The organism is Parapedobacter sp. SGR-10 (assembly GCF_011030405.1).
Taxonomy (GTDB): Bacteria; Bacteroidota; Bacteroidia; order Sphingobacteriales; family Sphingobacteriaceae; genus Sphingobacterium.
Window position 1 is genome coordinate 1 of sequence record NZ_JAAJTJ010000004.1, and the last position, 24409, is coordinate 24409.

The 24409-nt window shown below is 43.9% G+C and carries 19 protein-coding genes; 7 read left to right on the forward strand and 12 right to left on the reverse strand.

The features are described from left to right. Positions 1–155: 155 nt before the first annotated feature. Positions 156–1859: a glycoside hydrolase family 3 protein gene (locus G5B00_RS04935; RefSeq protein ID WP_163872157.1), complete on the reverse strand. Its 1704-nt coding sequence runs from the start codon at positions 1857–1859 to the stop codon at positions 156–158. Positions 1860–1957: 98 nt separating this feature from the next. Further along, positions 1958–2500, reverse strand: coding sequence for a TetR/AcrR family transcriptional regulator (locus G5B00_RS04940; protein WP_163872158.1), 543 nt, complete (start codon positions 2498–2500; stop codon positions 1958–1960). Positions 2501–2666: 166 nt separating this feature from the next. Here G5B00_RS04940 and G5B00_RS04945 point away from each other — a divergent pair, with 166 nt between their 5' ends. Next, a complete protein-coding gene (locus tag G5B00_RS04945) occupies positions 2667–5432 on the forward strand; it encodes an outer membrane beta-barrel protein (protein WP_163872159.1) in 2766 nt (921 codons plus the stop codon). A 20-nt stretch (positions 5433–5452) separates the two neighbouring features. Here the strand turns inward: G5B00_RS04945 and G5B00_RS04950 are convergent, their stop codons facing one another. The 3 genes from G5B00_RS04950 to G5B00_RS04960 all read right to left on the reverse strand — a co-directional run bounded on the left by G5B00_RS04950 (position 5453) and on the right by G5B00_RS04960 (position 8218). Continuing rightward, positions 5453–5914: a transposase gene (locus G5B00_RS04950; protein WP_205966306.1), complete on the reverse strand. Its 462-nt coding sequence runs from the start codon at positions 5912–5914 to the stop codon at positions 5453–5455. A 149-nt stretch (positions 5915–6063) separates the two neighbouring features. Next, positions 6064–6735, reverse strand: coding sequence for a response regulator transcription factor (locus G5B00_RS04955; protein ID WP_163872161.1), 672 nt, complete (start codon positions 6733–6735; stop codon positions 6064–6066). Between the two features lie 85 nt (positions 6736–6820). Beyond that, positions 6821–8218 carry a sensor histidine kinase gene (locus G5B00_RS04960; protein ID WP_163872162.1) on the reverse strand — a complete coding sequence of 466 codons (1398 nt, stop codon included), beginning with the start codon at positions 8216–8218 and terminating at the stop codon, positions 6821–6823. Positions 8219–8424: 206 nt separating this feature from the next. Here G5B00_RS04960 and G5B00_RS04965 point away from each other — a divergent pair, with 206 nt between their 5' ends. The 3 genes from G5B00_RS04965 (at position 8425) to G5B00_RS04975 (ending at position 11666) form a co-directional block, all read left to right on the forward strand. Continuing rightward, on the forward strand, positions 8425–9699 hold the full coding sequence (locus tag G5B00_RS04965; protein WP_163872163.1) for a DUF4270 family protein: 1275 nt from the start codon (positions 8425–8427) through the stop codon (positions 9697–9699). A gap of 3 nt (positions 9700–9702) precedes the next feature. Further along, a complete protein-coding gene (locus G5B00_RS04970) occupies positions 9703–10704 on the forward strand; it encodes a Kelch repeat-containing protein (protein WP_163872164.1) in 1002 nt (333 codons plus the stop codon). Positions 10705–10799: 95 nt separating this feature from the next. Further along, on the forward strand, positions 10800–11666 hold the full coding sequence (locus G5B00_RS04975) for a hypothetical protein (RefSeq protein WP_163872165.1): 867 nt from the start codon (positions 10800–10802) through the stop codon (positions 11664–11666). 42 nt (positions 11667–11708) lie between these two features. Here the strand turns inward: G5B00_RS04975 and G5B00_RS04980 are convergent, their stop codons facing one another. The 4 genes from G5B00_RS04980 to G5B00_RS04995 form a co-directional block, all read right to left on the reverse strand. Next, positions 11709–12698, reverse strand: coding sequence for an aspartate-semialdehyde dehydrogenase (locus tag G5B00_RS04980; protein WP_163872166.1), 990 nt, complete (start codon positions 12696–12698; stop codon positions 11709–11711). Between the two features lie 293 nt (positions 12699–12991). Beyond that, entirely contained in the window at positions 12992–14038 is a 1047-nt protein-coding gene (locus tag G5B00_RS04985) for an aminotransferase class I/II-fold pyridoxal phosphate-dependent enzyme (RefSeq protein WP_163872167.1), read from the reverse strand. An 87-nt stretch (positions 14039–14125) separates the two neighbouring features. Continuing rightward, positions 14126–16942 (reverse strand): TonB-dependent receptor, encoded by a 2817-nt coding sequence (locus G5B00_RS04990; protein WP_163872168.1) that lies wholly within the window; start codon positions 16940–16942, stop codon positions 14126–14128. Between the two features lie 18 nt (positions 16943–16960). Further along, positions 16961–17707, reverse strand: coding sequence for a hypothetical protein (locus G5B00_RS04995; RefSeq protein WP_163872169.1), 747 nt, complete (start codon positions 17705–17707; stop codon positions 16961–16963). 205 nt (positions 17708–17912) lie between these two features. Here G5B00_RS04995 and G5B00_RS05000 point away from each other — a divergent pair, with 205 nt between their 5' ends. Together G5B00_RS05000 and G5B00_RS05005 are read left to right on the forward strand one after the other, a co-directional pair. Then, complete coding sequence (locus G5B00_RS05000; protein ID WP_163872170.1) at positions 17913–18509, forward strand: ribonuclease HII; 597 nt, start codon at positions 17913–17915, stop codon at positions 18507–18509. 129 nt (positions 18510–18638) lie between these two features. Beyond that, positions 18639–20066 carry an L-serine ammonia-lyase gene (locus tag G5B00_RS05005; RefSeq protein ID WP_163872171.1) on the forward strand — a complete coding sequence of 476 codons (1428 nt, stop codon included), beginning with the start codon at positions 18639–18641 and terminating at the stop codon, positions 20064–20066. Between the two features lies 1 nt (position 20067). On the opposite strand, the gene G5B00_RS05010 is transcribed toward G5B00_RS05005, so the two are convergent. The 3 genes from G5B00_RS05010 to G5B00_RS05020 form a co-directional block, all read right to left on the reverse strand. Beyond that, positions 20068–20910, reverse strand: coding sequence for a hypothetical protein (locus tag G5B00_RS05010; protein ID WP_163872172.1), 843 nt, complete (start codon positions 20908–20910; stop codon positions 20068–20070). Between the two features lie 199 nt (positions 20911–21109). Then, complete coding sequence (locus G5B00_RS05015) at positions 21110–23020, reverse strand: cation acetate symporter (RefSeq protein WP_163872173.1); 1911 nt, start codon at positions 23018–23020, stop codon at positions 21110–21112. After that, entirely contained in the window at positions 23017–23304 is a 288-nt protein-coding gene (locus G5B00_RS05020; protein WP_163872174.1) for a DUF485 domain-containing protein, read from the reverse strand. Before G5B00_RS05020 ends, G5B00_RS05015 begins: the two co-directional genes overlap by 4 nt. A gap of 262 nt (positions 23305–23566) precedes the next feature. On the opposite strand from G5B00_RS05020, the gene G5B00_RS05025 reads away from it, so the two are divergent. Further along, on the forward strand, positions 23567–24400 hold the full coding sequence (locus tag G5B00_RS05025; protein ID WP_163872175.1) for an MBL fold metallo-hydrolase: 834 nt from the start codon (positions 23567–23569) through the stop codon (positions 24398–24400). Positions 24401–24409 lie beyond the last annotated feature (9 nt).

The following is a 24409-nucleotide window of genomic DNA, read 5'->3' on the forward strand; positions in this document are numbered from 1 at the left end:
TATTTCTTTAACCAAACTTTGTCGTCATTTCGATGAGGAGGTACGACGAAGAGAAATCTATGGCCAGATAGTACATTAATCCAATTCATCCATAGATTTCTCCTCATTCTTCGTCGAAATGACGGGCTGGTTGCTAAAGTATATAATCGCCCTTTTTATAATCCCTTGCCATAAGAGAAGGTCTTGTTAACGGTCACAGGTAGCTTCCCTGTGGGTCTGATCTGTTTCAGTACGACTTTTAGGGCTGCCCGTTGCATAAAATCATCGTTCTGATAAGCCATGATGATCGTATTGCTCCTGCCGACATTGATACTGTTCAACGCATAAGGATTGGTAAATAAAATAGATATGGTTCTTCTCCCCGCTAGTTTGTCTATAAAATCTTTTACCGGATCGGAGAGATTGAGTTCACTCCGCGGTCTTGACTGATTGTCATGGACAACCAGTACAATTTGTCGGTGATCACGTACTTCTTTTATCAATTCCTTAAGTTGTTCGGCAGTCTCTGTGCCGTTGATGTAAAAATTCTGGGCATCTGTTAATCTTGGAGCCAATCCTTTTTCGAAATCCTGGGATTGGGCTATACCTACACTGACTACAGCGGTATGCTGTTTTGGATCAAAGTTGTGAAGGCTCTTTCCATAGCGGAGCAAAGTCACGGATGCGTCCGCCATCCGTTGGATCAATGATTTTGTCGTGGGTCTGTTGAGGTCTGTGATCAGGCCATTTCTATTGGCCGGTCTATAATTGTGCAGACCTAACCAATACTTGGCGGCAAGTACCTTCTTTACACGTGCATCTATGTCACTTTGTTTAAGCCGACCGTTTTTGATAGATTGCTCTACCAATGTGATAGCTCGAGCACTGTTTTCCGATATTTCCAATAGATCATTTCCTGCTTCGATGGCTCTGACGTCGGCCTCACCCTTCGGAAAAAATTTTTTTACGCCTTTCATATCCATGGCATCTGTTACGGCAAGCCCTTTGAAGCCAAGTTCTTGTCGTAAAATGTCGGTTACCACTTTTTTGGAAATCGAGGAAGGGATATTAGGTGTAGCATCCAATGCAGGAATGTGCATGTGCGCGACCATGACAGCAGGTGCTCCGGCATTGATCAGTTCCTTGAAAGGATACATTTCCAAGTTGTTCAGCCGGTCTCGGGAAAAATTCAATTGAGGGAGATCATAATGTGAGTCTACGTCCGTATCACCATGTCCCGGAAAATGTTTGAGCGAAGCAATGATCCCACCGTCTACCATGCCTTTCATGTAGGCCTTGCCTTTGTTGGTCACGTTGAATTTGTTGTCGCCGAAGGAGCGAAAGTTGATGACCGGATTTTTAGGATTGTTGTTGATATCTACGACGGGTGCAAAATTGAAATGCATACCCATCCTTAGAAAATCTTTTGCTACTTCTCTCCCCATATCATATAGAAGACGGTTATCCTGTATAGCACCTAAAGTCATCTGATAGGGGAAAGACAAGGTAGAATCCGGTAACCGCATACCCAAACCCCACTCCCCATCAAATGTAACGAGCAAAGGCACTTTGGCTATTTTTTGATACCTATTCAGCATATCTACATGGCGTACCGGGCCACCTTGAAATACCACCAATCCCCCCAATTGTTCTTTTTCAATGACCTTTGCGACAGAATCTATATATTTTGCTCCCCGATCGGTATGCGCCCTTACCAAAAAAAGTTGGCCTATGCGCTCCTTAGGAGTCAATTTGGCAAATACAGAGTCTACCCAACGGTGTTGTTGATGGATAAATGTCACAAAATCGGCTTTTTGCTGTGCATAGGAAATCGTCGTAAGCAAAAGACAAATAATAAACGATACGAGGTTTTTTATCATAATAGCAAAAATAAATCCAAACCAAATAAAGGGAATTTTACGCAAAAATTAGCACGTTTTTGCATGTTTAGTTGTGTAAAAAGGCAAAAACAAATATATTATATTAAATTATATTTTTTTTCTAACAGAAGGGTGACCTCTTCGGGATGCTCCAATTCATTGAAAGCCTCTTTCTTCCATAGCATATCGATTACCAGCAATAAAAACTCGGTTTCGATTTCAGGGGTTTCATAGCCCAGTTCCGTAAAAGCTTTTAAGATGATGGGCTGTACGGGCTTGATGAATAGTTCATGTTGTGATTTCGAAAAAGACATATATGAAAGTCTTCTTTGCATTTTCCAAAACAGGGGTTCCTCCGTTACGAGCTTATGGGGGAGGGAAATCATGTTTTTCAGAAAATCTTTTGCGTTTTTATAGGTCAGCATACCTCTGTGTTGTTGCAGTACCCTTCTATAGCCAGCCTTGATCAAATGGGACAATAAGGCATCTTTATTGCCAAAATGCTTAAAGATCAAGGCTTCGGAAACACCGGCATGGATAGATATCTCTTTTGTAGAAGTGTCCGAATAACCTTTTTCTGCAAACAAGTTCAACGCGGAATGCATAATTCTTTCTTTTCGGCTATACATATCTTCTTTCATACTGCTGACTAGATTTACAGGACAAATATATCTATTTATATTTGTCTTATGTAGAGACGTTGCATGCAACCTCTCCATTCCCTATGTTTTTTGTATCATTTTCAAGACATATTGTGTCTATACCTCAAAATTTATTATAATTACAGTTTAATTACAAAAAACCTGAGTGATACGTATATTTTTTGCAATAATAATATTTGTTTTTTGCTACTTTGGCAACATTGATGTCTATGGACAAAATAATTTGACGGGCAATATCATTGATAAGACCAGTGCAAAACCCATACAGGGAGTCACGATCAATGTAGAGAGTCTAGCGGATTCGACCAAATCCGTACTGAGTAGCAACGCCCGTGGAGTCTTCAATAAGGTAAATTTCAAACCGGGTCAATATACCGTAAAGGTTCATTATGTCGGTTATAAAACCGAAAGGCAAAGCATAACTTTTTCGGGAAAGCCGGTTCACCTTCTTTTTAGGCTCGAACCGTCGGAGATCGCTTTGGAAGAGGTAGAGATTACTGCTCCGCAGATGGTTTCCCTGCGTACCGATACGATGGAGTTTGATGCGCGAAACTTTTCTACACGCGAATTTGCCGATTCGGATGAGCTCATAGCTCAGGTGCCCGGCGTCATGATTGATGAAGATGGTAACGTTTCCGCTCATGGTGAGCAAGTGACTAAAATCGTTGTAGACGGCAAAGAGTTTTTCAGTACGGATCCGCGGATTGCATTGAAATCCTTGCCGGCAGAGATCATATCCAAGATACAGATCATCGATGAGAAGAGTGAGCAAGCCCGGTTTTCGGGCTTTGATGATGGCACGCGCAACAAGGTCATCAATATCGTGACCAAGCCTGAGCGGAGGCACGGCTATTTTGGCAAAGCCAACGCCGGGGTAGGCGCAGCAGAAAAGTTCGGTGTGAACGCGAATGTCAACCAGTTTGCCGGTGACAAAAAATTGGCAATCAATGTTATGGCCAATAACATCAACGAAACAAATTTTGCCGAACAGGGAAGGGGAGGTGTACGTCGTGGCAATAGCAATACGGATAGGGGGCTATCGGATACGTATGCGGCAGCAGTCAACTTTACAAACACGTATTTGAATAAAAATTTGGAGCTAAGCGCAGATTATAATTATCGCTCACTCGCTACGGCGACCACATCTATATCCAATATCGAATATATCAGCACCAGAAAGGTTAATCAGTTCAGAGATCAGCATCAATTTTCGGATATATTGGGCAACGAACATAAACTTAACTCCCGCTTAAGATGGAATATAGACTCGGCTAACCGCTTAGATATTGCACCTAATATTCGATATACGACAAGCGGCAGGGAAATTATCAGTGATTTCCGGACGTTAAAAGAAGAAGCTATGCTCAATAGCTCCGACCGCTCTAGCCACACCAACAGCTCGAATTTCAATTTTGGAGGATCCCTGACCTATATGCACCGTTTTAAGAAACGAGGAAGAACTATTTCGTTGAGTATGTCGGGCAACAAGAGCAGCAACGAGGCTGAGGCCCTTAGCTTGGCCGTCACATCCTATTACAAAAATGACATTGAATCCCGTAGGGATACTAATAATAACCAAAGCATGACAGATGGCTATGGGTCCGGGCTCCGCAGCCGTCTGGCTTTTACAGAAACTATTTCTCGAGCCAGTCGTTTGCAGGCAAACTATAGCTTTAGAAATACAGTTGGATATTCAGACCGGAAAACGTATGAATTTCTGGCCGAGACAGGACAGTTGGGCGAGTTGAGGGATCGCTTGTCCAATGCGTTTAGAAATGACTTTGTTTATCACGGAGGTGGTCTAGCCTATATCTACAATAAGAAGGACAAGATACGTGTGCAGGCCGGCCTCAACTATGAGCATGGCGTACGTAAAAATGACCGGACAGTCCCTCGTCCGATCTACACCGTGGCAGACTTTAATAGTTTTCTGCCGAGTCTTACCTTAGTCTACCACTTGTCAAAGGAGCGGAATCTTGAAGTCAACTATAATACGGAAACGCGTACGCCGACGATCAACCAATTGCAGGATTTTATCAATAATGCGAATGAACTGAACATTACCAATGGAAATCCCAACTTGAACCAAGAGTACGCACATTTGGTTAAATTTCAATACAAAGATGTCAACAAGAAGACGGGTAGAAGTCTCAATACGAACATACAATTTGATTACTTTAACAATAAGATCATCAACTCTATCCTAAGGCCCGAAAAAGATACGGTACTCTTTCCGGAGACGGAGACAACACCCCGTATCATCCTTCGTGAGGGAGGAAGGTATGTGATACCCGAGAACAAAGATGGAGCGTATGCTTTTCGGGCACGCAACAGCTATGGTCTCCCGATCAAGAAATGGAAGTTGAACCTCAATTTCAATACGAATGTGTTTTATAACAATGATTATGTGATCCTCAACGAGGAATTGCTGAAAGATATTTCCTATGGATTTTCACAAAGTTTTGGCTTCAACTCAAATATCAAGAAAAAATATGTCATCGGGCTGAGCTATCATATCAATGCCAATTATTATGAAAATGCTGCCGCACGTGTGGCAAAATATAACGTGTACGTGCATCGCATCAGTAACAATACGACTATCGAATTGCCAAAAAGATTTGTGGTCAATTCCAATCTTTCATACTTTTTTGATACGGGTTTTGAGGAAAGCGAGCCCATAAAGATGACCTTGTGGAGTGCTTCGATAGGGTACAAGCTGTTCAAGAAGCAGAATGCTGAGCTTGCTGTCAAGGGTTTTGACCTATTGAACAATGCCAAGAACGTAAGAAGGAGCGTCAATGATGAAGCTGTGACCGATGTGGTTTCAAATACCTTGACCCGTTATTTCCTGATGTCTTTCTCCTACAATCTGAGGCAGTTTGGCACAGGTCAGAGGGGTAAGCGAAATTAAGATTCACCCTTTGTCTGCAATTAAAAAAACAAATCATCTTGTGGCCAGTTTGAAGGATTGTCCTGTATATAATCTACAATCCGTCCATAATCATTAAAGTCACGGATAATGTGTTCATAATAATTACGTTGCCAAACATTATATATATCGGTATGATGACGACACCATTTGGTAACTCCGATTTTAAATCCACGTACAATGGAACCGATTGTTTTGGACGTTCCGTGTAGGGGCGAAATATCTTTCGCCTTATTTTGCGGATAATCCCTAGACGTATTAACATTTGAGGGCAAAAAATTTTTTGCCCCTACAATTTCAATGATACCGTGTATATGGTTTGGCATAATAACAAATTCATGCAGATTGACATTGGGAAAATGTTTCAGAATTTCTAACCAACAGGTCTGTGCATACTCACCTGCTTGGTTTAGAAGCATCTCGCTGTCGACAATTTCTCCGAATAAACGGAGTCTGTTCTGCACACATAAAGTGACAAAGTATAGACCTTCTTGGCTATAATCATAACCGTGTAAACGTATAGAACGCCGATTGAATTTGTCCAACATGGCTCGGTAGCAGGGTGTATTTTCTTTTAAAGATACTTGATTTTTGCCATTTGTTAAAGCTTGACTTACCCTATGCTCATCATATAGCCAATGCCGCGTATATTGGTGATCTTGATCCTTTCGTCCTGCGCCAGATATTTACGGATGCGGCTGATAAACACATCGAGACTCCTTCCGGTGAAATAGGTATCATCGTTCCAGTACGTACGGATGATATCTTCGCGGGGAACGACTGTATCTTTGTGCTCAAACAGGCGGCGTAACAGCTCGCTTTCACGAAAAGATAATTTCTCAACATGTTGGCCGATGGTCAATGTATTTTTATTGGTGTCCAAGATGTAGTTTCCTATATAGAATACCTGCGGTCCTGTTCTTCGGGACTTCTTGGCCAAGGCTTCTATCCGAACGATCAGTTCTTCTATTTTGAACGGTTTGCGAACATAATCATTGGCTCCAAGATGAAAGCCTTTGACGACATCTTCGGTTTGGGTCATGGCCGAAAGGAACAGGATCGGAACCTGCATATCCATTTTCCTTATTTCAGTAGCTAAAGTAAACCCGTCCATTAGAGGCATCATGATGTCAATAACCAGTACATCGGGTTTGTCTTTCTTAAACAGAGAAAGTGCATCCTGGCCGTTGGTTCGATGTATGACTTCAAAACCGTAATCCTCCAAACTATCTGCTACAATGAGTGCGAGGCTTTCTTCATCTTCGACGTATAGGACTTTTATCATATCAATTCAATCTATAAAATAAAAGAGGTTTAACAGAGTCTTCCGAAGTCCCGCAGGCCACTCATGGGCAAGACTTCGGGAAGCTTTAATATGGTAGTATGACCTTAAAAGTAGAGCCTTCTCCGGGCTTACTCTGTACGCTGACACGACCTCCGTGTTTTTCGATAATCAGCTTGACATAGGACAAACCCAGACCAAAACCTTTGACCGGATGTAGATGTCCAAGGGGTACTCTAAAAAACATATCGAATATATCGTTGAGGTATTTCTCATCTATGCCCTGGCCATGGTCTTGTATAGTGATGTTGATGTCCTTTTCGGATATATCTGTACGTACAAGGATATGTGCTTTTTCATTGGAATACTTGATGGCATTGTCCAACAGGTTGGTGAAAACGTTTTTGATGTGGGATCTATCCCCCATGTAGTTAATAGATGCTTCATTCGTTGAAAAATCGATCTCAATAGGTTTTTGGCAACTCAGTTTGGCTGTCTCTATACATTCCTGTAGTAGTTCATTCAGATCAAAATCCACTTTGTCCAGTACCAGGCCGCTTACGCCGTCCATATCCAATTGCAATACACGCTCGATGAGCTTAGACAGGTGTTCCAATTCTCGATGCGATATGTCAAGATATTTGGCCATCTTCACCTTGTCGTCCCGTGCGCCATAGCGTTGTACGGCTTCAATAGCAGCCATTACTGTAGCTACCGGTGTTTTGAGTTCGTGTGTCATGTTGTTGACAAAGGACTTCCGCAGTAGGGCCTGTTTATTTTGTTTATTGATCGTCATCAGCAGATAACCGAATGTAGTGATCAATGCCAAAACAAGGGCTATGGACATGATGGTCTGCAATGACATCCTTCCCAACAGATAGAAAAAGGGATTTTCTATTTTGCACATGAGCAAGAGATTTTTGTCGGGATTGATGAGGATCGGTCTTGTATTTATATCTCCTTTTGGCGTGATTTCGTACCTCCTGCGTCTGGGTTGGGGTGTGTCAGTGGGCTCTGTTAGTGTGTGTATCCTTACTTTTACCGCGATACCTTTGGACTTAAGCGATTTGTCCAAAAGTTTGTTGATTTCCTTCCGGCTATCGTCATCGATATCCAAATGTGGCAACATGAACGAAGGAGGGGTAGATCGTGATTTGAATCTTCTCTCAAAATAACGCGTGCGCTCGGCCCGCAGACTATCCCAGATACCTTGTAGTTTTTCTTTATCTATGTCGGGATAAAGCTTTTCGATTTCCTGCATGAGAGCCTTTCCATCCCTGTCAAAAGGGCGGTTGCGTTCTATTTGAGCCTGATCATTTGAGCTATAGTAGGTCTGTACTGCATTGAAAAGCGATCTTTCGACCTCGGACACCAACATCTCCTGTTTGTTTTGGTATATGCCGTATAGCCAGATCGAAATCACGACTATGATTCCCAACAGGATTAGGGCGATCAAGGATACTAATATTTTATACTTTTTTAACATGATTAAAACAAATTTAAATTGTTAGATTTGCACCTTGTACTGTTTTATTGACATTTAACATATTATAACACATATTAACAGTCGGGATTAGTTACATTTGCAGACAGTGAGATTTTATGAAGCAATCAATGCGAATTAGATATATTTTATTTTCTTTCTTGGGGATTTTGCTTTCTATCTTCGGCAGTTGTAACAAAGAGCTAGGGATGTCTCTAGGTGGCTTGAATGAGGATATAGGTGTCATGAAGAATTCCCTGCCTGTGCAGGTATCGACCGTGCAGCTGGAATATCTGCCCTCAGCCAATACCGGTACTTTGTTGGTGGGTAAAGCTACGCGGGCCGAAATAGGCTCGACAACAGCTTCTTCCTATTTTAGGGTGGAGCTGATGGATTTCGCAAGCAATCTTCCCGAAGACGCTACGTTTGAGTCTGTCAATCTGTTGCTGACACCCAACGCGTCCCGGTATTACTACGGGGATACAACCCAAAGTCAGACTTTCTATGTACACCGCGTGGTCGAGGATATCGAAACGCTGAATATCGCTCCGATCGTCGGCACGAACAATGTCCCTGTGTATGTGACTGGGGCTACTATCTTTTCGGATCAGCAGTTTGATTACGAGGCGATGGCTTTAGGTTCGCTGACATTTGATCCTTGGGTCCAATCGATAGATACATTGAGTGTACAGTTGGATGATGCTTTCGGACAGGAAATCTTTGACAAGATCAGTACAGGGCATTGGGATGTATCGTCGAATACAAATTTTCAGCAGTATCTCAAAGGATTGACGATTGTTCCGGACGATGATAATACGGTTGTCCTAGGGCTGAATGATACAATATACCTGGACATCAACTACTCTTATATGGGGATTGATGGTGTTAGAAAGGTCGGTAAAAAGGTGATTACGACAGGCTCGAAGGCTTATCAGTACAATCATGTCAGTTATGACAGGTCGGGTACGGATTTTTCACCCTTGACGCATGTCGACCGTGAGCTGCCGAGTACAGCGACCAACGGCGATGTTTTTATACAGGCCGGTACAGGAGTTGTCGCAAAATTGGAGTTTCCTTCGTTAAAAGAGTTCTTGAACGAACCGGATATAGCTGTCAATAAGATAGAGCTGGAGGTAGAGACGACAGGAGACAATTATGGAGGGTATCGGGATCCGAACGCGATGATGCTCTTGATCGCCAATAAATATACAGGGGTGCCTATATCGTTTGTGCGTGCGCCTCGTGCGACGAGCATACAGACGGCTCCATTGGTCGCAGGTGATACTTTTGGAAAAAACAACCGGTATACGTTCAATATGATCGACTATATCAAGACATTCGACGATGCCGTTTATGCGGAAACCTGCTTGTATCTGGCTGTTTCCTCGCCCGATATCTTTGGCACGGTCCATACGGCTATGTTGGCAAAGGAGGATAACGAACCAAAAATAAAATTAAACATTGTATATACTAAATTCAGATAATTTATGAACAAGAAAAATTGGCTATTTCTTTTTTTAGCCGGTGCATTTGCTTTGACATTCAATGCTTGTAAAAAAAGTGATGATACGGACTCTACGGTAGATACCGGCCCTACAGAATGGACAAAATCGACTGTTTTTACAGGTGATCCGAGAGGAAATGCCGCCTATTTTCAGATTGGAAATACCGGGTATGTGGTCGGTGGTGCGTTGCGGACCAATGAGAGATTGGACGATGCATGGTCTTTCTCCAACGAACTATGGTCACCTATAGAAGATTTTCCGGGAGGAAAACGTGAAGGAGCGGTAGGATTTGCTATTGGCACTAAAGGTTATGTAGGATTGGGAAGAGATGGTGCTGTTGCTTTTGATGATTTTTACGAATACGATTCGGAGAGCGGTACATGGACAACTATTCCTATCCCATTTGACGGTGAGGCACGTTACGGTGCTGTGGCCTTTACGTTGGGTGGCTATGCGTATGTAGGCGCGGGTGCTACTGTAGCCGGAAAGGGACTTAGTGATTTTTATAAATTCGATCCTGCTACAAATGGATGGGAGAGGATAGAAGCAAAATTCACCAGCAAATTTGTCAATGGATTTGCTTTTGTGATCGGTAATAAAGCTTACGTAGGCGGTGGACTGGAAATCGGAAGCGGTCAGTATTCGGATGATTTCTTCTCTTTCGATGGGTCTAATTGGGTTAGGTTAAGCTCGCTTAATAGAGCAGACGACAGCTATACGTATGATGTGAGACGTCAAAACACGGCTGCTTTTGCAATAGGCAACTACGGCTATGTGGCCGGTGGTAACAGAGGAACTATATTGGGCAACGTTTGGAAGTACGATCCTTCATCGGATAGCTGGACAGACAAGCACCAGGCGTTCCAAGGCACTTACCGCGAAGGTGCTGTGGCCTTCTCCATCGGGGGCAAAGGCTATGTGGCTACAGGGCAGAGCTCTGCATCCAAATATGATGACAACTGGGTGTTTACACCGGTAAGATAATTTTTCTTGATATAGAAAGTGAAAGAGGCTGCTTTATAAAAAAGGCAGCCTCTTTTGGTTTAGGGAATAATTCCTATTTTTGAAAGACAAAAGCCATGAGGTTATTCTTGAAGTATATGTTGTCATTACATCTCGCTAAGCGGTATTTGTTTGTCGTCTGCTGTCCGGTTTTGTGGCTGGCATGCACCAACCCATCAAAGCATGTTGAGGTTGAGTTTGACCTGCCATTGTCGGGTGACTCTCGCATAGAGCTTTTGAATGCCAAGACAGGGAAGCCTTTGGCAACCGACACGATGACAGATGGCAAGATGAAGCTTAGAATAGACAGCGTGTTTCCAATGGTATATCTGTTGAATATATCGTGGGACAGGGAACTGGTCAATCCAGCCGAGTTGCGGCTGATGCATAAGTATCAGGAGGAAGGTCTACCTGTGTACCAATTGCAGCATTTAATTTATCTGGCTCCCCGTGAGCAGTCCCATTATCTTGTACGGTTAAATATACCTGTATCGCAGCAGGAGATAGAACAAGCCTATCAAGATCAGGATCCAAGGGTACGGCTGGTGTTGGACAAAGCCAGCGGAAAGAACGTACGGCTGCAGGAAGATATGGAAACGCTATATTTTGAAGCCAAACGTGATTTTTTTCTTCAGAAAGATAGCTTATCCCAATTGATGTACAGCTATATCGACGCTTCAGACAATCAACGGGCTGCGGTGCTCCACCAACAAATAGCCACCTTATGGCAAAACAAGATGTTTCCGTGGCTGACCCAACAGCAGGATGTATTTGTATCTGCGCATCCGGACAGTCCGATCAGTGCATATGTGGTGTATAATAGGGTGTTTAATATGGAGGATTTTAAGACGTACAGGTATCTATATGATAAACTGACACCATCAGCCAAAAATAACCATTTTGGTCAAGAGCTGATGTATTATGAGAAGAAATTGAAACAGTAGAGACGCAATGCATTGCGTCTCTACGAGGTAGGTTTTATTTTGTTATATCAATCCTTTTTTGTGCAGCAGCTCGGCTACCTGTACGGCATTGGTTGCGGCACCTTTCCGGAGATTGTCGGCCACGATCCACAGGTTGACAGTGTTGGGTTGCGTCTCGTCTCTACGGATACGACCTACAAAGACCTCGTCTTTACCGTGTGCATCTTTAGGCATAGGATATTCCAGATTTGACGGATTGTCTACGACGACGACGCCTTCTTGCTGACGTAGGGCCTCACGTAATTCGTCCAGATCAAAATCGTTTTCAAACTCGATATTTACAGACTCGGAGTGACCTCCCATAACGGGGATGCGTACAGTTGTCGCAGTTACCTTGATTGAATCATCTTGCATGATCTTGTTGGTCTCCAGGATCATCTTCATTTCCTCTTTGGTGTATCCATTTTCCTGGAAAACATCGATTTGTGGAATGACGTTCAAATCGATCTGATATGGGTATGCTTTTTCGCCCTCTACGCCTGCACGTTCGTCGTTCAATTGTTGGACGGCTTTCACCCCGGTTCCCGTAACAGATTGGTAAGTCGAAACGACGACGCGTTTGATTTTATATTTATCGTGGAGCGGCTTCAATACTACCACCATCTGGATAGTCGAACAATTCGGATTTGCAATGATCTTGTCTTCTGTCGTCAGGACATCACCATTGACTTCGGGTACGACCAGTTTTTTGGCCGGATCCATACGCCAGGCGGAAGAGTTGTCCACGACCGTGATCCCGGCTTCAGCAAATAAAGGGGCGTATTCGGTAGAAGTACCTCCACCAGCCGAAAATAAAGCTACATCCGGTTTCATAGCAATAGCTTCCGTTGGGGTAACAACCTTGAACTTCTTTCCCTTGAACTCGATTTCTTTTCCCTTGCTACGCTCCGATGCTACGGGAATCAACTCGGTTACCGGAAAATTTCGTTCCGCCAATACGTTCAACATTTCTGACCCGACAAGGCCTGTCGCGCCTACTACTGCTACTTTCATTGTACTAGAATTTGTTTTAAAAATTTGTTTTTAAATATATGTTCATTTTAGAATTCCAAAATTAGTAATTTGTAAACAGATTATGCTATGATTTTTGAAAAATTTTCAAAAAAACACTAAAATTTAATGTGGATACCCTCGATTTGCTTTCATTTTTTGCGATTTTATTAATGATAATGTATGGTTTCCCCTTTGTTGGTGTAGGAAGTTGTCTTTCACGAGCACACGCGGCACGTCTACGTACAGGAAGCAGGTGTGCACTGTTGTAGCATGATTAAGGATCAACTTTAAGTTTAGGAGGCGAGCACTTCCACCAATCTTTCCAGGTCTTCTTGTTGATGTAGGGCCGATATTACAATCCTATTGAGCAAAGGACTGGTCGGAAGGGGATAGGGGAAGCTTGAAATCAATATATTTTGTTTGAGCAGATGTCTGTATACATGTGGATTTTCGGATGTGAATACCGGAAAACGGGAAATTCTATGCCATTGATCGGTAGGCAGGAAACTATCCAGGAAGGATATATTTGCTTGTAGTGCATTAAACTGGCTGTCGTAGATCTCCCTGCCTTGTAATAAGGCGTATATTGAAGCGGGTGACGCCGGAGATCCTCCCATGAAGATAGGATGGGTTTTGACCTGCTTGATAGTAGATGGATTTCCCAATACGATTCCGGCATCTGTACCGAGACCTTTGGCAAGGGAAGCCACGATGACCACATCTATGTTCTCTTGTGCAAAAGGTGTCGGATCGATGCTGATGGCATTTTTGTTGCAGATAGCTATGCCATGCGAATCGTCTAGTATAAGTGTTAACTTTTTGTCGGGATGGACAGTGCTGATCGGCGCAAAATCGTATGCTTTTGGGGTGAGGTTGTCCAGGGTATTGGATATAAGGACAAAATCCGAGTCTGTCGATGTATTTATCTCTTGAATGGTCTGTTGTAGCCAATCTTCGTGGACGTTACCTGTTTGGGGTTTTCCGGATCGCCATAGTGCGGGATGACTTTCGGGAGCATAATACACCTTCTTTCCTTCTGTCAGTGCGGACACAGCAGCCTGTGCCGCCAGATAGCCACTGGAGAATAGTGCAGAAGTTCCAAAGCCAAATCTAAGGGACAAGGCTTGCTCTGCTTCGTCGTAGATACCCAATTGTACATTGTTGCTGCGTGAAGTACCGTTGTTTAATCCGTAGCGATCAATACCTCCCTTGAAAAGGGCGATGTAGTCGGGGTGTGTCAGTAGGCCCAGATAAGCTGTACCGCCAAAGAACAGAAATTGCTGCTCGTCGATGGATAGCGTCCTGCCTGTGGGTTGATGTAGTTGCTGAAAGGTACGCATAGAACTGTTTAGGTCGTCTGTGCAAATCTAGCAATTTTCTTTATAAAGACTTCCGAAGTTCTAAAAACTTCGGAAGTCTCCCTATGCTTACATCCTCGGTGGACGCATACCTCCCGGAAACCTTCTTTCTTGCTGCGGTGCCATACCCGAAAACTTCTGCAATCTAAAGGTAAATGTCAGCATAAAATACCGTGCGAGTCTATTGGTACGGCTGTCTGTCAAGACTTCGCCTACTGTACGGTTGATATTGACCTGTTCGTTGAGCAAATCAAATCCCTGTAAACGTAATGTACCGCGCTGGCCTTTTAGGAACCGTTGCTCGATATAGGTGTTGATAATGAATGGATTGACATTATCCGAATACCCTTTGTTGAACGATTTGGAAAGGTCAGCACCGAAGATTGTTGTCGGCGTAATATTGACTGAACCAATAAAGGACGGTGCAATAGATGTCACGTTGGGGGACTCAAACTGTGATAGAGAGGAGTTTGTAATATTGTACGTGTACCTTACCCCCGGATTCAGCTCCAGGTTTTCCGATGGGTTGTAGCGGAAAAACAGGTTTTGGAATATAATTGTATTCTTTGTCACATTCTTTTCATAGTCGTCTAAAGGTGTAGTTGCTTCTGTCGCCAGATAGGAAATGTTCTTGTTATGGTTTACACCTCCCATATACATGATATTGTAGGTCTTGTCTTTAAAGGAACGGCCAAGATGATAGAAAGATCCTAAGCTGTATACCGGATCAGACTCGTTGCGATAACCTATTTCCTGCAAGAGACCTTCTCCGTCAACGGTATAGCGCTTGTTGAGAGATACGATCTTGTCCTGTGTCAGCTCGGCCCGGAGCATGGCAAAGAAAGTTTTTCCTTTTTGGAAATCTCCCGACCGGAAACGCATACGCATCTGGTGGCTGAATTCGGGATCCAGATCCGCATTACCGATGGTGGTCAATGTACGGTTGGTCGATACTTCGAAGGGAAGGATCTGGGATACCGAGGGTTCATTGGAGCTGCCGGAATAGTTGAATGTCAGATTGGACTGTCTCGAAAACTTGTACTCAAACCGTGCAATGGGAATAAAGTTGAAATTCTTCCGGTCGATCAGTTCACGCTGTGGACCATTATAGGCATCCCCTTGGAGTAAGGAAGGCTGTACCGATGCACCCAATGAATATTTGACCTTATCGTTTTCGTACATGTAGCTCGCGCCCACACGGTGGGTCGTAAACTGGTAATCGTAACGGTAGTCGTAATTGAGCTTCGGAGAACTTATATCGTTATCGTCCTGATCGGTGGCTTTCTGGTTCTGGTTATCCTTGTTGTCGTAATCATTGACGCTGTAATCGTAGGAAAATTCCAGACGGCTTTTGTCTGTGAGCGGTTCGGTATAGGATACGGAAGCTCCCGCATTCCAGCTTTTGTTTTGTGCTTCACGAATAGCCTCTTCATGTATGGTACTGAGCAAGACGCCTTGATTGTTGGGGTCATAGATTTTTTGGTCAAGGATCTGTGTGTACTCGTTTTCTGTGACGGCATTGTCGTAGTTGAAATTGAAGAATAGGTTTCTTCCCTTGTCATTGAGCCTACGGTTATACAGACCGCTAAAGTTATAGCGCGGTGATGTCATGTCCGTTAGCGTGGTCTGGTCCTGTATGTTGTCCAAGATAGATTTTTGGGTAAAGGTAGATAAAGACCAATTGTCTGCACTGTTGTCATTAAAACCGAACTGTGGTGTCAGCTTGATATAGTCTTTGTCCGAGATGTTCCATTCCAGGTTTCCTTCAAATCGGTGATTGGCCCGGATACTGTTGTTGTCCTCCTCGGATTCTTTATCCAATGCCTGTCCAATATATTCTGTGAAGCTATTACTGATCGTATTGTTGTCATCCCGGCCATAAGAATAACTTCCGTATGCTTTGAGTTTTTCGGTAAAATCGTGACGGATATTGACACCTATCGAACCTGTATTGGTAATACCGTCGGCCCCTCCGCCAAACATACCCCCACCTACACGGCCACCTCCGCCTCTACGCCTGCGCGAGCCACCGCCCATCGTTTGAAAATCGAACAACTGGGCATTCATATTGTTCAAGTTGCCCAAGACAGATACCTGGGTGGAGTTGTTCAGCCCCATCCACATACCCGTGGCTTGATAGCGTTCTTCTGTTCCCCCTCCGACACGCAAAGTGGTCATGTAACCCTTATTGTATTTCGGGTCTATGACGATGTTCAAGACCTTTTCTGAATCCCCCGATTTATTGCCGGTCAGATTGGCCATATCACCATAGTCATCCACGATCTGCATCTTTTCGATGATGTTTGCCGGTAGGTTTTGGGTGGCAGTCTTCACGTCGCCTCCAAAGAAATCCTTTCCGTTGATGCGTACGCGCGTGACCGATTCGCCCTGTGCGGTCACATTGCCATCTTTGTCCACTTCTACCCCTTGCAATTTTTTCAAGGCGTCCTCTGCCAATGCGCCTTCGCGCAGTTTGAGGTCTCTGGTGGAGTATTCTACGGTATCGCCTTTGACCTGTACGGTCACGACGCCCTCAATGACGACTTCTTCCAGCATATTGGGTATACCTACAAGGACAAAGGAAGGTATCATCATCTTAGCCTCACCCGTAGGGTAGGTAAATTCCCGTTCGTAAGGTTCGAAACCGATGCTGTTGACCCTAATTTTAAAGCGATCAGCTTTTACGTCATTAAATGTATAGAAACCCCCTACCGAAGAACTTGTGACCATGCTGTCCCGGTCTGAAACCAACTGTACGGAAGCTCCTGCAATCACGCGTGAAGCCGAATCGCGCAACATTCCCTGCACGACTCTTCCGGATTGGGCCTGGGCCCATAGGCTGCTCATGGCAAATACAACTAGTAAAATGATTTGATTATATCTCATGTTCTCTCTCTTTCTTTTTTATTTTATCGAGCCCGTTACCCAGATTTCGGTTTTTTCGGAATATGGATCTTTCAATGTGGGTTGTGTGGGTCTATATATGCCGTACATGCCCATCGTGTTATTGGAAGGCCTGTCCCGCGCTATTTTTTGCATCAGCATATATTGCGTAATCACAGCTACCTGCACGGCTATACTGTCGGATTTGAAATGGATGAGGTCCAAGGGGATGGACGCCTCATACAACAATACATTGCTGCTGTCCAACTTGGCGACGGCCTTGATGCCGTAATCGTTTTGAAAAGATAGTAACCCATCTCTGACCTTGGTAAAGCCTTTGACCAGATAGCCCCTACTCGCTTGTAGTATATCCTGTTTGATATTGCTTTTGTCCCGGTCCTCGTCATTGCGCAAAGCCCGTATGCTTTCCTTATCGGCCACAGGAAACAACAGCTGGGCACCATCTTTTTTCTTGGTATTGTAGCTTAGATTCAATAGGATACCTCTCATGATGGCTTCATTTTGCAAGGCCGGATCTTTGACGACTACAGCGGCATAGAGGTGGTCTCCTTCGAGTGCTAGGGCACATTGCCATAATTCGCTGTCCTTTTGATAGAAGTGGCCTTTCCATTCGTCAAGATTGCCATCTATTTCGATATGGGGAATAGACAAAAAGCTGTACTCCTCCGTCTTTGTCTTCTTCTGAGAAAAAGATAAAAGAGGGAGTATCATGCTCCATATCAACCAACAATATTTATTTTTTACCATACAAATCTGCTGTTGCCTGTGCTCTTTCGTTTCTTGGTTCTTTATTCTTTATCCCTTGTTGTTTCTACCAACAATAGCTATTTTTACACAAAAGTTTTGCCGACTTTTGTATTTGTCCCTCAATATACAATACAAAAAAAAGAAATAGTAATGTAAATAAATGTAAACAAGGGAACATCACAGATAAGTTACATATATTATATTGATGCTGTTATCATATTTTCAAGAAGAACTCGTAGAGGTAGGTTGTGACGAAGCAGGTAGAGGCTGTTTGGCCGGGCCTGTATTTGCTGCTGCGGTCATCTTTCCTAGGGATTATTACAATCCTGTTTTGAACGATTCGAAAAAGCTTTCTGAAAAGCAACGGATGACGTTGCGTCCTGTTATTGAGCAGGAGGCTTTAGCTTATGCCGTAGCGAGTATCTCTCCAGCGGAGATTGATAAGATAAATATCCACAATGCATCCTATAAAGCTATGCACCTCGCCATAGATGCTTTGAAAGTCGCTCCACAGTTTATTTTGGTTGACGGCAATCGCTTTATCCCTTATCCGGAAATCCCTCATCAATGCATTATCAAAGGTGATGGCAAATACCTGTCGATCGCTGCGGCGTCCATATTGGCCAAGACCTATCGTGATGAATATATGGAAGATATCGCAGAAGAATACCCTCATTATGAATGGAAATCGAATAAGGGGTATCCTACTGTGGTGCACCGTAAAGCCGTACTTGCACATGGAATGACCCCTTACCATAGACGTACTTTTCGGGTGACGGATCCACAGTTGAAATTATTTTGATATAGGCAGACCGTACAAAGAGTACACACGGTACGCGTGCGCTATCGATATGGCTTCTGTGTCTCTTTTTTTTCATCCCAATTAATGATACCTTTGATACAAATTTGTAAGGTATAGACTTGAATTATAATGGCACAGGAACAGATCTCCGTATTTGATATGTTTAAGATAGGCATCGGACCTTCCAGTTCGCATACCCTTGGTCCATGGAGAGCTGCAGAGCGTTTTGTACAGACTCTTTTCCAAAAAGATATTTTGTCCCGGGTCCAACAGATCAATGTCTTACTGTTCGGGTCATTGGCAAAAACAGGGATCGGACATGGAACAGATATTGCTGTTTTGCTAGGACTCAGTGGTGATGATCCTGTAACCTTTGATGTATCCCAAGTGATGCCTAAAGTGGAGTCTATCAAGCGCAATCACCGGTTGTCTTTGGGTGGACAGCACGAAATAGCATTTGATTATTCGGAACAAATGTTGTTTCTTTTTGACCAAAGTTTGCCTTTCCACCCCAATGCGGTAACGTTCCAAGCATTTTTGGATGATGGGACAGCGATGAGCGAAACCTATTATTCGATAGGTGGAGGTTTTGTGGTACAGGAGAAGGATACGACAAGTGTGCTGTCCGAAGTGGATTTACCATTTCCGGTGGATACGGCCGAAGAGCTGATGAAATGGTGCATGCGTACGGGCTTGAAGATTTCGGAGCTTGTTTTGGAAAATGAACTGGCTTGGCGGAGTGAAGAGGAAACCAGGGAAGGGATATTACATATCTTTCGTACCATACGAGAATGTATCTATAAGGGCTGTCATACCGAAGGTGTGCTTCCGGGAGGGCTGTACGTGGAACGCAGGGCCTCTAAATTGAATCGCAAGCTCCTGAAAGGGCGGTCCTATTCGGATTATGATAGCTGGATAGAGGCCATTCGCCAAGGGGGAAAATATTTTGCCTATATATTGGATTGGGTAAGCTGTTTTGCCCTATCCGTCAATGAGGAGAATGCTTCCTTTGGCAGGGTTGTGACGGCTCCAACCAACGGAGCGTCAGGTGTTATCCCTGCTGTGCTGCAATATTATATCACATTTCATGATGCTTACAGGGAAAACAAGATCATTCAGTTTATTGCAACGGCTTCGGAGATAGGAGCTATTTTTAAGAAAAATGCGACCATCTCTGCGGCGATGGGTGGCTGTCAGGCAGAGATCGGCGTGTCTTCGGCGATGGCTGCGGGAGCATTGACCGAATGCCTGGGAGGCTCGCAGCGCCAGGTGCTGATGGCGGCCGAAATCGCTATGGAACACCACCTTGGTCTGACCTGTGACCCTATAGGCGGACTGGTACAGATACCGTGCATAGAACGAAATACCATGGGAGCTATCAAGGCGATTACTGCTGCTCAGCTGGCTTTGCAATCCAATCCCGATAAAGCGAAAGTCAGTCTGGATGCCGTGGTCAGCACCATGTGGGAGACGGCCCAGGATATGAATGTCAAGTATAAAGAAACGGCGGATGGCGGCCTTGCTATCAAGGTACCATTGAGTTTGCCGGAGTGTTAATTTAGTACAGTCTTTTTATGATTGTGGTTGGCGAAACAGGAACTTTTTGATGCAAGAGACCTGTAACCGTGAACCGATGGCCCGACTCTTCATTCTGTATAGTCCATGTAAATTTCAGCGAACGCTCGACATAGGTAATGGTTCCTTCCAGATCGATATTTGTGTGTGGCTGCACCAACAGGGATTCGGAGCTTTTGCCCTCACCTATGTATGCTTCTTTGGTTTCTCCTTGTTGAAAGGGAACACGACCAGACCAGACAGCCGCTTCGTCTACGAGTAGATCCGGTATGGAAATCAACGGTACATCTTGTGAGAACCAATCGAACGCACCGTAATCATCGGATACAAACTTGGACGAATAATATACATTCTTGAAAATATCGTCGGTTTTCATATATTTTTCCTCTGGGTCTGTATTGCTTAATGTCAATGGAAGACAGTCCTCGCTGCTTGTATAGACTTTTTGTGTTCCTTCTAGTGCAGTAAATTGCTGGTCAACGATTTTATATCCCTTTGCTCTGCGTTGGGTGATGCTGATAACGTCCCTGTTTCCATTTTCGACAAGACCAATCAAAAATGTACGTGGATTGTCACTGAAGTTTTCTTGCAGAGAAAGCGACAGGCCTTGCCCATCATCCGTTTTCTTAAGATTTATCAGGTCTCCGTCGTGTTCGGTCTGATCATTATCCGTCAATTGCATAGGATTCCCTGCCTTATCTAAAAGAAGCGTCCCCGTGGAGGCTTCTTTGACGAATTCGACCTGCCAATACTGTGCATGGATGGTAATCACATTATTGGCAACGCCTGTGCTGAGTTCGAGGTTTTTAAGGGATTTGTCTATCAATTGTACAGGGTTTTCCTTGTTACAGGACAAAGAAAATAAACATACGAGCAGAAAAACGAATTTGGACAAGGGGCTACGATACGGCATAACAAACATGAGCTTTATGGTACAACAATGTTATAATAAAGCACAATATACGAATATTTATCTCAAAATTGAGCCTGTCTCCTATTGTTAGGATAGGAGACAGGCTCATTGTTTATGCATTTATTTTTGACTTTTTTGGATAGAATAAAGAAACTAGGTAAACTGTCAGTACAGCTAATGGAAAAGAAATCAAGGCAGGGTTTTCGAGTTGATGCGGTACGGTAGCCGGATCTAACCCATATCGGTCCCACATTGTAGGCGAAGTAAGAATAATGATCAAGGAGGATACGATGCCCACGATAATCGATGCTGCTATTCCTGTTTCAGAAGTCTTTTTCCAAAAGAGCAAGAATAGGATAGCGGGTAGATTAGCGGAAGCTGCAATGGCGAATGCCCAGCCTACAAGGAAAGAGACATTGACTCCTTTAAATGCCATTCCCAATATAATCGCGAAAATACCTACAGCGAATGCCGCAATCTTTCCAGCTTTGACCTTACTGTTGTCGTTCAGGTTCTTTTTGAGATAGACATCGATAAAGTCGTGTGCTATCGCTCCCGAAGAGGCGACAATCAAACCTGCTACCGTCCCCAGTACCGTGGCGAATGCTACTGCGGAAATAATCGAAAATAGTGCGGCACCAAATGCCCGGGCCAGTAAAGGCGCGGCCATATTGCTCGATTCCACATCTATCACCCCATTGATAGCGGCTCCCAGTCCCATAAACAACGTCAAAAGGTAGAAACCTCCAATAGCAGCGATGGCGAGGATGGTGGATTTGCGTGCGTCGCGAGGGGTTTTGACTGTGTAATAGCGGATCAGAATATGCGGTAATGCCGCTGTACCCAAGAATAAAGCCAACATCAATGAAATAAAATCTAATTTGCTCCAGATACTTGCATCGCTACCGATCTTGTATTTAAGACCGGGCAGCATAAAAGAAGATCCTGCTGTGGGTTGTGGATAATAGAGTGATATCTGATCGCTGCCGTCCGCAAATTTTACCTGAAGAAACCTCACAATTTCACTATCTTGTAGGGTGGATAAAAATTTGAAAGGACCAACAGGCCCGGTTTTATCGACCTCTTGTCCGTTTACCACGATCTTGCTCATGTGCCCAACTTGGTAAAAGCGATCTTTGTCCTGGGGCTCTCCATTGTACAGTATCTGTCCATTCGCTTGATGCGTCACGGTGAGCGTTTCTTTCAGAAGAGGCTCATTGGTGCCTTTTTCCCAATCAAACCATCGATTTACTCCATTTTGGGAAAGCTTGACAAAAGTCTTTTGACCCACTTCCTGTTGACTGACCACTTCCCAACCCGGTACAGAGACCACTTTGCCATCTTCTACCTGAGGCGTCAGTTCCATAAATTTGTGGTATGTATTATTTTGGAAGTCCGGAGACAGGGTCAGACCATGTTTTAATATGTAAACCGTCAATACAGTCGACAATATGATCAGCAGGCCACCTTTCAGAAACTGTACATAGGTGGTAGATGCCATACCTGCACTTGCTACAATCACAATCACAATAGCACCAACCAATATTACCCCGGCCCAATGCGGCAATCCCAAGAGGGGTACGACCAGATCACCTGCACCTACCATCTGGGGAATCAGATAGAATATGGAGATGATCAATGTACTGATCGATGCCGATAGGGTGATCGCCCTGGAGTTGAACTTTGCATTGAGGGCATCTGTAAAGGTGTACTTACCCAAGCGTTTGAAAGGTTCAGCAATCAGAAATAAGGCTACGATCCATCCGGCCAAAAAGCCGATGGCATACAAGAAACCATCGAAGCCCGATACGGCGATCATACCACATATACCTAGAAAGGATGCTGCCGAGAGATAATCTCCGGCAAAGGCAATTCCATTGACTGTCCAATGGATTTTCCCGCCGGCGGCATAATACGAAGAGGAAGATTTTGTTTTTCGGCCAAAGTAAAAGGAAAGTCCGAGAACGAGCCCTACAAATACAAAGAAGAATACTAATGCCGTGTACGAAATTTCGTAGTTCATATCGTTCCTCCTTTTTCACTTTCTTCTGCTTCATCTTCGTATTTGGTGCAATAATAGTTGTACACTACGCCCAATATGACTGCAAAAATTATAAGCCCGATGCCATAGGCCAACGCCAAATTAAGTCCTCCAAGTATTTGGACGGAGAGTAGTTCGTACTGAAATACACCAATCACAACAAAACCGGCATAACAGATGAGATAGATGAAGAATAAACGTATGCCTAAAGTGGATTTTCGTTTCGTCAGGCTTTCTTTTTCTTCGGACGTATTGTTAACGTGCATGATAAGGTTGGTTGAAAGAATTATATAAGTTTATAAATTTGATATTATCGATGGTGTGCGCTCAGAGAGTCCACACCATCGATGCTATTGCAATAATAAACAAAAATGAAATAAATCTATGTGTTTTTTTTAAATTAGTTTATCAAGTTGTTTCGATCTTTACAGGCCATCGGGTGATTATTTAGGATAAAGATAAACGGAGGGATATATATTTTTTGGAGAAGGGTTACGTGAGACAAAGTTTGTACATTTGCATTCGGATATGAAATACTGTTCTATTGCTTCGGGATCAAACGGTAACTGCTATTATGTAGCAAAGGGCACCGATGCGGTATTGATCGACGTTGGAATCAATACCAAACATGTGGAGCTGCGCATGGCCAATCTGGGTATTTCTCCAGGTTCTATCCGGGCTGTTTTCATCACGCATGAGCATACAGATCATATCAAAGGACTTTCGGTATTTTGTAAACGTTATCAGATCCCTGTGTATCTGACCGAGGGTACATATAAAGGCTCCCGGCTACAGCTTCCGGGACATCTGGTCTATATCATCAAGGCAGATTCACGGGTGCGGATCGGTGGCTTGACGGTCATGGGTATACCCAAATATCATGATGCCAAAGAGCCATGTAGTTTCGTTGTGACAGATGGCGTGACCAATATTGGTATCCTGACCGACCTTGGTAGGGGATGTGACAATGTGAAACATGTCATCCGGCATACCGATGTACTGTTTTTGGAAAGCAACTACGACGAAGATATGTTGGAATATGGCCGTTATTCGTTTTATCTCAAAAACCGCATCCGTAGCGGTTGGGGACATATTTCGAACCGAATAGCACTCGAACTTTTCCTTGAAAACAGAAGCGCCCGACTAAAACATCTTATCCTGGGCCATCTCTCGGGACAAAATAATACGGTAGAGAAGGTCTGGGAGGCTTTCGGACCACATTGTGACGATGTGAGGCTGTCTGTCGCTACACGGTACGAAGAGACCGAACTTTTCGATATACAGCAGTTGTCCCAGACGCATTCGGTGATCATCCATCATGTGGAAGAAGTAACCTATACCGTACGTGTCGTCGGGGAATGATGGGATGTC